General features: G+C 59.2%; 6 protein-coding genes. 2 read left to right on the forward strand and 4 right to left on the reverse strand.

Annotation, left to right across the window (positions count from 1 at the left end; all coding sequences use genetic code 11):
• Positions 1–986: 986 nt before the first annotated feature.
• Together R6U20_RS04450 and R6U20_RS04455 are read left to right on the forward strand one after the other, a co-directional pair.
• Positions 987–1,265, forward strand: coding sequence for a hypothetical protein (locus R6U20_RS04450; RefSeq protein WP_410336664.1), 279 nt, complete (start codon positions 987–989; stop codon positions 1,263–1,265).
• Positions 1,266–1,317: 52 nt separating this feature from the next.
• Positions 1,318–1,947 carry a hypothetical protein gene (locus R6U20_RS04455; protein WP_410336665.1) on the forward strand — a complete coding sequence of 210 codons (630 nt, stop codon included), beginning with the start codon at positions 1,318–1,320 and terminating at the stop codon, positions 1,945–1,947.
• Positions 1,948–1,961: 14 nt separating this feature from the next.
• On the opposite strand, the gene R6U20_RS04460 is transcribed toward R6U20_RS04455, so the two are convergent.
• The 4 genes from R6U20_RS04460 to R6U20_RS04475 form a co-directional block, all read right to left on the reverse strand.
• Complete coding sequence (locus R6U20_RS04460; RefSeq protein WP_410336666.1) at positions 1,962–4,511, reverse strand: glycoside hydrolase family 3 N-terminal domain-containing protein; 2,550 nt, start codon at positions 4,509–4,511, stop codon at positions 1,962–1,964.
• 55 nt (positions 4,512–4,566) lie between these two features.
• Positions 4,567–7,119 carry a family 16 glycosylhydrolase gene (locus R6U20_RS04465; protein ID WP_410336667.1) on the reverse strand — a complete coding sequence of 851 codons (2,553 nt, stop codon included), beginning with the start codon at positions 7,117–7,119 and terminating at the stop codon, positions 4,567–4,569.
• Positions 7,120–7,182: 63 nt separating this feature from the next.
• Positions 7,183–8,748: a RagB/SusD family nutrient uptake outer membrane protein gene (locus R6U20_RS04470; protein ID WP_410336668.1), complete on the reverse strand. Its 1,566-nt coding sequence runs from the start codon at positions 8,746–8,748 to the stop codon at positions 7,183–7,185.
• A 106-nt stretch (positions 8,749–8,854) separates the two neighbouring features.
• On the reverse strand, positions 8,855–11,935 hold the full coding sequence (locus R6U20_RS04475; protein WP_410336669.1) for a SusC/RagA family TonB-linked outer membrane protein: 3,081 nt from the start codon (positions 11,933–11,935) through the stop codon (positions 8,855–8,857).
• Positions 11,936–13,406 lie beyond the last annotated feature (1,471 nt).

The raw sequence follows: 13,406 nt of genomic DNA on the forward strand, positions 1-13,406 counted from the left end.
GGTTCAGAAGTCGCCCAGCCCCCCAACGCCTGTCATCCAGATCCTGAATCAAGTTCAGGACAGGGAAGGCGCCCCTGGCGCCGCAGATCCGGAGCCGAGCGAAGCGAGGGCCGAAGGTCATGCCTGTGGTACGCACGAAGTAATCCATTCGCCGTTTGAAGGCGAACGCACTCCGCTAACGCATCTCTCCATTGGGGCATGGATCCCAGATCGTCGCTCCGCTCCGTCTGGGATGACGGTGTAGTGCTGTGTCAACCCTGAAAGGTTGGGTTCAGATGCGTATTTTCCCCTCCATCCTACCCTTCCTCCCCGGGGAGGAAGGAACTGTGAGGTGCCCCTTCCCAAGTCCCCCTCGGAGGAGGGGGATTTAGGGGGAGGGATTCCATACTATCACACAACCCGAAAAATTATCCTTGACAGAGCAGTAGTGCTGTGTCAACCCTCATTTTGATGGTTGCTCTGCAATCAGCCCCCGCGAAGCCTGTCATGGTGAGCGCAGTCGAACCATCTCCTTGGCGTTTAGCAGGAACTTTTCGGGACGGCACGGCACACGTATCCATCTTGGTTTAACCTACAGAATGACCTGTGACACAGCAGTAGTGGGGGCATAAACAAGCATTTCTGTATGTTCAAAAGCGATCAGATGCATAGCACGACGCATACTCAGACGTCCGCTATTTCTTGCGTCATACCCAATCCGGTTGCCCCCGTTGTGGGACCGCTTCTCTGCACGACACCGGATGGACGTCGTCAGTCGGCCTTGTGTGGGGATGAATGGATGTAGGGATGAAAGGGGGGGCTTTTTCATCCACCCGTTCACGCTTACTTCCATCCTCAGCAGAGCCTCGCAACGAGGCATCATGCACGCGCTGCAATCGCGTACGCCTTCTTGACTTTGGACAGCCCTCCTCCATATACTTCTTGTGCGCTTCAAGTTACACCGTAGTTAATGTTCGCTGTCCCACTACTGGTGATGCACGAAGACAATGCCGCCTGATCTATCTACCGATTCGGTATCGGCGGATTTTGGGGCGGAACGCCCGTTTCAGCAATCGTGGCGCATAGTCCTTGAAGAGGGCCCGATGCGAAGTGATTACCCACAAATGGGCACACGACTCAGATTAGATTCGGTGCGCAGCGCCGATGGCACCCTTTACGACATCACTTCACGAGAGGCGCGCCGCGTCATGAACGACCCCGTTCCGCCAGTTCTTCAAGAATCGAAGTCGGATGTCGTCACCGTTCGGATTACCGACGACGCATAGTAGTTGCGCTCCCCGGAATCACGATTTCCATCTCCCAACCTCACCGCCTCTCATGCTTCGTCTGCTGACTATCGTGGTCGGACTTTTCGCACTCACGCTGCCCTTATGCGCCCAGTCGTCGGAATCGCAGGCGTCCGAGGATGCAGCGCGCCCGGATCTTACGCCGGGTCCACTGGAAATTTCGGTGGAGCGAAGTTTCATGAATATGTCTACGGCCACCACAGGATATGGGATCGCCGCACGCATCGGGTACCGGCCTGCTGGCATGTTGCGCCGTATCCTCCTTGAAGTCTACGGGCTGCACGCACCGAAAGACCGCGACCCGTACAACAAGACGCCGCAAGTCAGTACTGTTGGGATTGCGTCAAGCATTCTGATACGAGATGCTCACCGTCGCATCAATCCGTACCTGATGCTCGGCGGCGGGGTGTATCATGTGGATGCCCAAAAAGAGCCTGCCTGTCGCCCTGAAGACGGCTGCTTCAAAGGAGACGGAGGTACGTTTCGAGACGCAACGCTCCCCTCGGTTCTAATGAACGCGGGGCTCTATCTAACGATTATACCCCGGCTTGCCGTGCGAACCGGAGCACAGCTTTACATCCCCCTCTGTGCGCCCGACCGCGTACTCGACAGCGCCAACACCCGCCCTACCCTTAGCGTTGGCATGACGGTCCGGCTCTGAGCGCATCCCTCGCGCTACCGAATTGGCGCCCCGCTCACGGTGAACGTCCGCTCAAGGGTATCGATTTGGATGCGGAATCGCCCCGGCTCAACGACCGGCGCGGCGTCGCGGCCAATGAAGCTGAGATCGTCTTGCGTGAGCTGAAACGTCAGCGTTTCGGAGGCGCCCGGTTCCAGATCGACCTTGGCAAAACGCTTGAGCTTGCGCACGGAGGGCGTCACGGAGGCTACCTCGTCGCTCAGGTAGAGCTGCACCACATCTTGCCCGGTGCGGTCGCCCGTGTTGGTGATCGTCACCTCTACGTCAACGGTTGCGCCGTCTTGGAGCGCGCTCGTTGTTAGAGTCGAGTCGTTGAGGGTGAGGCGGCTGTACTCGAAGGTAGTGTACGACTCGCCGTATCCGAACGGAAAGAGCGGCTCGGCGCCCTCTTCGCTGAAGTCGGCAGCCAGGCGCTCGCTCGGCTTGTGATCGTAGAGCGCGTAGCCGGTGGGGCGGCTTGGGTAGGTGTACGGCAGATGGCCCGACGGATTCACGTCGCCGTAGAGCACATCGGCCAGGGCCTGCCCGCCTTCGGTGCCGGGGTTGTACGCCGTAACGATGGCGTCGGCGGCTTCGTGCGTGACTCCAAGCGTGCGCGGACGCCCCTGCACAAGTACAAGCACAACGGGCGTTCCGGTGTCGGCGATGGCTTGCACAAGAGCACGCTGGGCATTGGGCAGCATGAGCGAGTGCGTGAGGTTGCCCGCCGTTTCGGTGTATGCGCCTTCGCCCACCGCAACCACGGCAACATCTGCCTCTTGCGCCGCTGACACGGCCTCCTCCAGACGATCGGGACGCGTGAGCGTGCTGCCAGGTACGTAGGTCATCTGGTCAGACCCGATGCGCTCGCGCACCGCCTCCATGAGCGTGGGGCGTCCCTCGTGAAAGAGATCTTGCGCAGCACCTCCGCCCTGCCAGGTGTACGTCCACCCGTTATTGAGCGACTGCATCGAGTGCGCGGTGGGACCGGTAACGAGCACGCGTTCGGATCCCGAAAACGGGAGCAGCGCGCTGTCCTCGGTATCAGTCGTGTCATTGCGCAACAGCGTAACGGACTCGTGCGCCGCCTGTAGTGCCACGTGGCGGTCGCGGTCGCTGCCCACATCGTCAGCCAGCTCCGTACCTGCCATCGGGTCGTCGAAGAGGCCGAGGGCAAACTTCAGCCGCAGAATGCGCCGCACCGATTCGTCGATGCGGGATTCGGCAATTTCGCCATCTTCGACGAGTGCTGTCAGATTCTCAAAGAATGACACATCCGAGGGTACCATGCTCATGTCGACGCCTGCCTCAATGGCCATCTTTGTAGCTTCGCGCTCGTTCTCGGCCACGCGGTGCAGCGATACCAGCTTTTTGATGTCCAGCCAGTCGGTAAGCACCAGCCCTTCGAATCCCAGTTCCTCGCGCAGCACGTCGGTGAGCAAAAAGTGGCTGGCGTGCACGGGGACGCCGTTCACCTCGCCCGAGTTGACCATCACAGACGCTGCACCGGCCTCAACGGCCGCCTGAAACTGCGGCAGATACTGCTCGCGCAGCTCAATGTCGGAGATGCGCGCCGGGGTGCGGTCGCGCCCGCTTTCAGAGCCTGAGTAGCCCACAAAGTGCTTCAGCGACGTAGCCACCCGCTCAGGCGCGCCAATGTCGGGCCCCTGCATGCCGCGATTCATGGCGAGCCCCATCGCGGTAGTTAGATGCACGTCTTCCCCGAACGTCTCATAGAACCGTGGCCAGCGCGGATCGCGGCCCGCGTCGAGCACCGGCGCAAAGTTCCATGGGATGCCGCTTGCTCGCACATCGCGCGCGGTAATCGCGCCAACTTCCTCAGCCAGATCCAGATTCCAGGTGGCGGCCATGCCCTGACTGTGCGGAAAGAGAATCGCTTCTTGCGTGTAGTTGGTGCCATGCATCGCGTCGATGCCATAGAGCACGGGGATACCCAGGCGCGTCTCTGCGGCTTCATCTTGCACTGCGCGGACCACTTCGTGCCAGTGGTCGAGGGGGAAAGCGGTGTCAACGACATTTAAGATGGAGCCTACATGATACTCCTGAATGACGCGCCGCAGCTTTTCGGGATCGATGGGCTGTGGGAAGGTGTCGCGGTCTGTGATCATGCCAAGCTCAAGCTGCGTCATCTGGCCGACCTTCTCTTCCAGCGTCATCTGCGCAAGCAGCGAGTCGACCCGCGCATCCAGATTGCTGATGCGGCTGCCCGTGCTATCGGACAGGGCCTGCTCGATAAACGTTTGGCTGGATGCGGAGGTCGATTCTATCGGGTGAACGCCGACTTCCATCAGCGACACCGAGCGGTCGAGCGGCATGGGGGCTCCATCGTCGGCAGCCCGTGCCCCAGTCTGACTCAGGTCGTTCGACGATATAGGCGGCGCCGGCTCGTCCGCTGATTCGTCCTGCGGTTCTGTGGTAGACTGCGTTTGTGTGCAGCCAGCTAAGGGGCTAAAAAGCAACACAATAAAAAGAGAGAACATGGGGATCCAGGCCGAGGCGCGCGGGACCGGGTCATACATGGGCATATCCAAAAAAGATCAGGGGGCGTTGAACGAGAAGGCCGCGAGTCAGGCGCGTTCGTTAGTTGACGGGGCGGTAGAAGCGTACCCATTCATACTCGGAGCGCACCGGGAAATTGCTGTCGTCGACCTCTCCAGCAAAGCTGGGCGAATCCGACACCCACAGATTCATCATGATCTGCATGTCGATGTCCGGAATCTCGTTCGGATCGGCGCCTGCCACGGTCGCTTGCTTCACAAGCTGGCCATCGCGGTACCACTTGATCTCGCCCGGAAGCCACTCAAACGCGTAGTTGTGGAACTCTTCGGAGGCATCGTAGCTTAGCCCCACATTTTCAGGGAATGGAGGCGTCTGATACGCATCGTTGTTCGGCTCCCCTTCGGGCCCCTCGTTGAAGTAGATGTTGGTGAGCATCCCCTGGTTGTTCTTGCCCACGACCTCAATGTCAATCTCTTGCCACGGGTTGTAGCGAAAGCCAAAGAAGGACGACACCGTGCCGCTGGGTCCGGCCGACTTCATGCGCACCTCGTAGCAGCCGTAGCCGTAGAACCCGTCTTCGTTATCGGTTCGCAGTTCGGCGCCGGTGTAGGAGCGCCCCTGATACTCTTCCTCTCGCAGGTTGAGTATCATTTTGCTGTCTTCGTATGTGATGTTTTCAGGGCGGAAGTACGCCAGGTTGCCGTCGAACGTCGCGTCGCCCCGATCCCAGAACTCCTCGTCGGGTTCGTCGAAATCATCCTCGAAAAACAGCTCGTACTCATCGCCACAGGCACTTTGCACAGCTCCTTCGTCGGAGCTGAGGTCCTGGTCGGAATAGATGATGTCGTCGATGGTAAACGTGAACGTTTCAGTAGGTGTGTTGCCCACGGCGAACACCAGGTTGGCAATACGCGAGGAGAGCTCGCCGTCGCCGCCCTCGTTGACGCTGTTGTCATCTTCGAAGGCACTAAGCGGAATGCTGATACGCGCATAGCCCGATGCATCGGGATCAACGAGATAGTTGTACTGGAACTCGTCATCAACGGGGCCATCGCCATCAAAACTGCCGTTGCCGTCTTGGTCTTCTTGCAGGTTGACCTCCAGCTCAAACGGCTCGCTCGTATTGGCCTGGATGAACATCGTGAAGTAAGGATCGTCGCCCAGGTCGCTCACATCAATGCCGTCAGAGTCTTTTCCAAAGCCGGCGAATCCATCTTCTGCCCCGTCGATGGTAACCTCAAGCGCTGTAGAGCCGTCGCTGTCCATCGGCACGTCGCCACTTTCGGCGAGCCCAATGCCCGCGCCCTGCCCCTGGAACGTGAAGTACTCCTCGTCTTGCAAGCCATCTTCGAAGTCGTCGAAGATGATGCGGCCATCGCCGTCGTCGTCGCCTCGGAAGTCGTTGCTGCCGTCGTCGTCGCCGTCGGTGACAGAGACCGTTTGCGTGGAAGTGTCGGTTTCGCCTTCGTCGTCGGTCACCGTAAGCGAGACGTTGTAATCGCCTGTGCTATCGTAAGTGTGGGTGGGCATCTCGCCCGTGTCGGTGGTGCCGTCGTCGAAGTCCCACTCGCGGGCCGTGATGGTGCCATCGTCGGTCGATTCGTCGGTAAACTCGATGGCTTCGCCGACCTCGGGCTCACTTGGCTCGAAGCTGAAGCGTGCGGTGGGCGCAGTGTTGCCGCCGTCGTCTTCGCCCGGAATGTCATCGCGTCGGGCCAGGCGATCTACGAAGACGGTTCCGGTGAACGAATCGGAGCGGCCCAGGGCATCTAACGACCCTCCGTCATTGACGAGGAGCACAACCTCCGCAACGTCACTTGGGTCGGCAGGCTGGCCGTCGAACTGCACGAAGTTGTCGCGGAAGTCGAAGTAGTACTCGCGGTACTCGCCATCGGCAGGCACTTCCTTAACAAGCGGGTCGATGCTGGAGTTGGCGTCGGGACCATCGTTGGTGTTCAGCGCCATCCGTACGATAGCCGGGCCCGCGCTCTCCTCCGTAACGCGCATGCGGGCCACGAGAACCTGTGTGTCGGTCACATCGATCGTTTCGCTGAGCGCATGGGCCACGCCCGGAAATTGTCCCGGGCCGCCTGTGTCGTCGCCTTCCATTGCAAGCTGTCCTTCTACGTTACTGGCTCCAATGCCGTTGAAGCCAAAGAAGTCGTCGACCACTCCTTCGCCCGCATAGTCGGTAATGAGCTCATCATCGAATCCGACCGACCCAAACAGCTGGATGATGGCAGATTGCGCTCCGGCCGCAAACCGCACCGGCTCCGTAAAGCTGGCAATTTCATCGGGTGGGTTGAACGTGATGTCGAAGGTGGTGCTGCCGTCGGAGGGATCGCCTGTCTCCTCGGCCACTTCGATCGTGAACGGCTCGGGCACTTCATCGGGACGGGGCGCCTCGTTCAAGCTGGTGTAGGTGAGCGTCAGCTGCTTGGTAAGAGGCTCGGCGCCGGGCGTAACTTCAAAGCTCACACGCGATGTGTTGGGCGCGATAAAGTCGTCGCCATCGTCGTTCACGCTCTGGTCGCATCCGGCAAGCAGCGTGCCTGTGCACAGCACCAGCGTGCCGATGAGTAGGCTAAGCAGGGGCGTTCGATAGGGCAATGAAAGCGGGGTTGTAATATTCATAACAGCAAGACAGTCGGGGTGGAAAGACGGAGCAGTGGTGGAGCAGCAGGCCGCTTGCGTGTGTTAATAGCCCGGATTCTGTTCGAGCACGCCCTCGCTCAGATCAATTTCGCGCTGGGGAATGGGCATGCGTTCGTGGGTGCCTTCCACAAAGCCATCCTCCCCCAACACCTCAGGGGCACGGCCCTGGCGCACCAGGTCGAAGAAGCGCAAGTCTTCCATTGCCAGTTCCAGGCGCCGCTCGCGGTAGATGGCCTCGCGCAGTTCGCTCTGGCTGGTTGTAGTGATGTCGGGCAGCACGCCGTCGGGGTCATCAGCATTCTGGCGTGCGCGGGCCCGCACCTGGTTTAGCGACTCGAGTGCAGCGGTGGTATTGCCGTTTTCATTGGCCGCTTCGGCATGCCACAGCAGCAGGTTGGCCAGGCGGAGAAAACGCACATTGCTCGGTCCGGCAAAGATGCCTTGCCCGTTGTTCTGGGGGTACTCGTCTTCCGGAATCCAGATTTTTTCGTTGTGATATCCGGACCGACTGTTGCCCTCGACAACGGTGCCGTCGGGCATCGTTTCACCGTCGAAAATGACTGTGGCGTCGAGGCGTGGGTCGTCGCTGTCAAAGGCATCGACCAGGTCCTGCGTCGGGTTTTTGAAGCCAAATCCCCATGTTGAGCGGCTGGCTTGATACACGTTGCCATAGTAGCCTTCGAGTTGGTTATCGAGCGTAGCGTAGTTGATCTCGAAGATGGATCCGGGGCCGTGCTCGCCACTGGTGCGGAAGATGCCGCTAAAGTCGTCGGCCAGGCGGTATTCGCCGGAGTTGATGACCTCTTCGGCCAGCGTTTCGGCGGGGCCCCACTCTTGCTGGAAGATGTGCGCTTTCACCAGTAGCGTATTTGCAGCGCCCTGCGTGGCGCGTCCGTACTGCGAGGAGCCAAGCGCGCTCTTGGTGGGAAGCACATCAGCAGCAGCTTGCAGGTCGTCCTCGATCTGTGTCCAGACCTCAGGCTCAGGCGAGCGCGACTGGTCGGCATCGCCGATCGTGACCTCGCCCGACAGCAGTACGATGCCGGGTCCATCGTTCGTTTCAGGCTCCATGCCGAAAGCTTGCAACAGGTAGAAGTTGGCATAGGCCCGGATGAAGCGCGCCTCGGCCAGAATGCGGTCGCGCTCGTCGGCATCCATGTCGATATCTGGCACGTTGTTTAGAATCCGATTGGACCGCGTGACAGCCTCGTAGAGACTGCTCCACATTTTTGTGATGTAGAGATTGTTCGGGTTGACCGTGAACGTCTGCACGTCGTCAATATCGGGCTGGTCGTTCTGGCTCTCACCGCCCTTGAACGCGTTGTCGGAGGCTACTTCACCGAATACCATGTCGTATCCCGCCAGAAACTCAGGAGCGCCCTGGTAGGTCTGACGTTTCTGTTGCTGAATCGCCGAGTAGGCCCCTGCAATAGCGCGCTCAGCATCATCGGCGGTGGTGAAGAAGTTGGCCGAGGTCTGCTCGCCTTGCGGTTTAATGTCGAGCATGCTATCGCATCCGCTTGCCACAAGCACAAGCGTAGCAGCCAGCAGAGCAAGAGCACACGAGGCAAAGGACGAAAAGAGGCGATTCGTTGGGGTCGTAGTCACAGATAAAATCATGAGTACGCGGTACGAGGTCGAAGGAAGTCGGAAACAATGCGGCGCTGGGGCTACAGCACGTAGCCGGGGGCACGATAGCTGGGATGCGATGCCCCTAAAACTGGAAGTCAAGGCCCACGGTGTAGGTGCGCGCTTGCGGAAACACACCGCGGTCGATGCCTCGGTCGAGCACGCCGTTGCGCTCGCCAATTTCGGGGTCGAGGCCGTCGTAGCCGGTGAACGTGAGTAGATTCTGCCCACCTACGTACAGGCGCGCTTTGCGCACTACCGAGGTGCCCATCGCTTCAAAGAGCCGATCGGGCAGCGTGTAGCCGAGCGTCACGTTTTTGAGGCGCAGGTACGATCCGTCGCGCACGTAGCGGTCGGAGATGCGCGTATTCTGATTGGGGTCGTTCACGGTGAGGCGCGGCATGTCGTTGCTGGTGCCGGGGCCCGTCCAGCGATCAAGCGCATCCTCCTCCAGGTTGAAGATGCCAGATCCGAGCGTGTAGAATTCGTAGGCAGCAAACAGCTCGTTGCCCGACACGCCTTGTAGGAAGACGTTAAGATCAACGCCCTTGTAGGCCACGCTGCCGTTGAACCCATAGGTAAAGTCGGGAAACGGATTGCCGATGAACGTGCGGTCATCATCGTTGATTACGCCGTCGCCGTTCAAGTCGCGGAAGCGGATGTCGCCTGGCGCAGTGCCTGTAGCTTGAGTCGCATGCTCATCGACCTCTTCCTGGGTTTGGAAGATACCGTCGGTCACGTAGCCGTAGTACGAGCCGATCGGCTCGCCAACTACTGTGCGCGTAACCGGCCCCTGGCGGTAGTTGCCGCCCTGAAGATCATCGCTGGCGCCGAGGCTCTTCACTTCGTTCGACACCGTGGAGAAGTTGCCACTGATCTGATACGTGAGCGCACCATCGAGCGCTTCATCGTTCCACCCGACCGAGAGCTCGAGGCCCCGGTTTTGGATGTCGCCCGCGTTCTGGGTCTGCCCGAAACGTTGCGCACCGCTTGTGGAGAGCTGCGGTACGCCAATCAGCAGGTCCACCGTGTTCTTGACGAAGTAGTCTGCTGTCACCTCCAGGCGCGACTCGAGGAGCGAGGCATCCACGCCCAGTGTGGTTTGGCGCGACTCTTCCCACTTCAGATCAGGATTGCCCGCGCCTGCAACGGTAGCACCGGGAAAGACATCTCCTTCCAGTCCCAGGTTGTAATTACGGAAGCCTTCGATTCCCGTTAGGAAAAGGAAGTCGCCAATGCCGTCGTTGCCGTTGATGCCGTATCCGCCCCGTAGCTTCAACTCATCGACAAGTTCGACATCGTCCATGAAGGCCTCTTCGGAGAGGCGCCATCCAAGCGAGAACGAGGGGAAGAAGCCAAACTGGTTGTTTTCCCCGAATCTGGTGGATCCGTCGTACCGCGCTACGAGCGTAACGAGGTACCGGCTATCGTATCCATAATTGACACGCCCGAAGTACGACAAGAGACGCGAGCGGTCGAGGTCGCCAGTTGCCCCCTGGCTTTCATCCCCTTGCTGCAAGTAGCGAAGCGAAGGGTCGTCGTTGGGCAGCCCGGTCCGGTTCGCATCGATAAACTCGTAGGCATTCCACTCGGCCGATGTGCCGCCAAGCACGGTCACGTCATGCTGATTGAAGACGCGGTTGTACGTAGCTGTATTGCTCCATACAATCGAGGAGCGGCGGTCGGTAAAGCGCGACACGCTGTTGATCGCGTTGGTAAACTCAGGACTCACCTCGTACGTCGGCGTAAAGCCGTAGCCATCGCCGTAGCGCAGATCGAGTCCGAAGTCGGTTTTCAAACGAAGCCCCTCAATGGGGTTCAGTTCGCCAAACACGTTTCCGGCAAGCCGGGTGGCCACGTCGCGCTGGTTGTTGAAGTCGAGCACGGCCACCGGATTGAAAGCATTGTTGCCAAATCGGCTGAAGGTGTAATTGTCTGTTGTTTCCAGATCCGGATCGCGCACCGGCTCGGTGGGCGCAAACTGAAGCGTCTGGATCATGAAGTTTCGCACGTCATCGCCTTCGGGAATGCTGTTACGCGAGCTCCGCCCAATCGACAGGTTCTCGCCCACGGTAAGCAATCCCGAATCGGACGTGTATTCGCTGTTGACTCGGAAGTTGATCTGCCGGTTGTCGGAGGTTTTGACGATGCCTCCTTCGTCGGAAAAGTCGCCGCTGATGCGATAGCTAAAGCCTTCGCCTCCGCCCGAAATACCCAGGCTGTATTTCTGGAAGAGACCCGTCTGAAAGATCTCGTCTTGCCAGTTGGTTGATTCGCCACGCAGCGATGCTGGATTCTCGTATACCGGGGCCTGCCCGGCGTTAATTGCGGCTTCGTTGCGGAGGGTCGCGTACTCGGCGGCCTCCAGCATATCGATCTGACGCTGCGCTTCGGAGGATCCGTACTGCGCGGAGAAGTCCACGATCGTTTCACCGCCTGCATCGCCCTTTTTGGTCGTGATGAGAATAACACCATTGGCTCCCTGTGTGCCGTAGATCGCGGCCCCCGCGCCATCCTTGACAACGTCGATGGAGGCAATGTCGCTCGGATTCAGGTAGTCGGGCCGATCGGGAAGCGGAAGGCCATCAACAACGTAGAGCGGTTCGTTATCTCCGGGCGAAGCGATGCCTCGGACGCGTACGCTGAAGCCTGAGCCCGGACTTCCCGAGTTCTGGGTGACCACGAGCCCGGGGATGGTGCCCTGAAGCGCTTCCGACGGATCGGTAAGCCCCCGGTCGGCAATGTCTGCATCCGAGATAGACGAGACCGAGGACGTGACATCGCCGCGCCGCTGCTCGCCGTAGCCAATGACGACGATCTCGTCGAGCGAACTACCCGCCTCCATTTCGAAATTGACGGTTGTCGTTTCGTCCGCTTCTACGGTAACCTCTTCTTCTACCGAAGCGGTATAGCCTACGAAGGTAGCGCGCACGGTGTACGTGCCGGGCTCTACATTGCCAATCGTGTAGCGGCCTTCGGCATCAGCGCTTGTGCCGATGGTCGTTCCTTCAAGCACGATGTTGGCTCCCGGTAGCGGGTTGCCTGTACTGGCTTCGGTGACGGCACCCGCGATCGTGCCCGTTTGGGCGTAGGCGGCAGGCTCACCTACCCCAAATCCGGCGAGCAGGAAACTGGCGGTAAACAGAAGTAGCCTCTTCCAGACCATGACATTACGGAGACTCGTGCAGAAGGAAGATCGACGGTGCAAGTTAAAACAGTGAGAGCAAAGCGCTTCCAGATGGCGACCGATTGCACCAATGTGCAGGCCCCAAAAGGAATGTGCTGTGCTGCCAGCTACAGGTGAAACCGGTTTCATTTTGAAACAAAAAAATGTTTGAAACCGGTTTCATCCGCGTTTTCAATGATAGTGGTCCGGGAGGGAGAATTGCAAGTGGATCTACCAACTTTTTCCTCAATCGGCCTTGGGCGGCTGCAAATGCGGTTTTTTTTCTGCATTGGAGAGAGGCCAATCTGCTTCTGCCGATCTCTACGATATTGGATAGAGTGCGAGAAGGGCTTGTAGAGCCCCGTAGAAGCGACCGCTGTTCGTGCGGGGGTATACGGACCCTTCCCGTCTCGGGCAGTGTTTGTGGCATCGCTCGCGTCCCCGGCAAGAGGACCGGGCAGAGGGGCCCGAAGGGTCATGCTTGTAGTGCCCCTGAATGGGGGCATCACAAGGCGGAGCCTTGCGACGAGGAGGAGATCGGGCAGCGTGGCGCCGGCATACGGACCGGTGCAGGTGCGGGTGTGGGAGCGTCCGGGTACCAGGTCCAACGGGGGACCGTTGGGCCCAGGATCAATACAATCAAATGTGTAGGGACACGGCGCGCCGTGTTTAGCGCAGGAAGAAACAGGTGCAAACGCATCGCCCGAAGCCGCTCCCCTGGAGAGGGGAGCGATTTGGGGTTTGCTGCTTTACCTTACACCCCAACGTCATCCTGACTCCCGACAGCCGTCGGGAGGAAGGATCTCAACGCCTACCTCGCACAGGTGGCACGATCCCCGCATCTCCGGCCCTTCCCTAATGGCTCGGGCTAAGGGAACCCTCGAATCGGATGCCTATGGCCTGTCCTGCACGGTTGGCACGAGCCTCCCCATACCAGGCGCTCCTTTGCAGGCGCTCCTTTGCAGACGCCCCTTTGCAGGCGTGGCGGCATTGCTTCCCAACAGGTCATCCTGAGATGCTTCACTGCGTTCAGCATGACGACAGAGGAGGGAGCGCCTCACAATGCCGAGTTGTTGTTCGCGCCCCCAAGTCATCCTGACGCCCTTGGTCAGAAGGATCACGCCTCGTCGCCTGGCACAACCTCTCACCCGCCAGGCACCCGCCAACCGAGCGGGAGATGGTTCGACTGCGCTCACCATGACACGCTTCGTGGAGGCTGATTGCTAAGTAGACCTAAAAAGTATCTTAGCAGGTATATCCTTGCAACGAGAGGCTGCTGCCTTGCTCTAAATTACGATGTGAATTCGCTCCGCTCATTATGTATTGCCATCCGTTTGAACCTCTCGTAAGGTACTTATACCCCTTCTCTTTCGCCATTCTCGAAGGTGATAAGATATGGAAGAAACCCTATGTTCGATAGAGATCACTAGGAACTCAGACCAGCTCAAAGCGAAGGTTCAGAGTAATAAAG

It is taken from the genome of Longimonas sp., from assembly GCF_046498435.1.
Lineage (GTDB): Bacteria > Bacteroidota > Rhodothermia > Rhodothermales > Salinibacteraceae > Longimonas.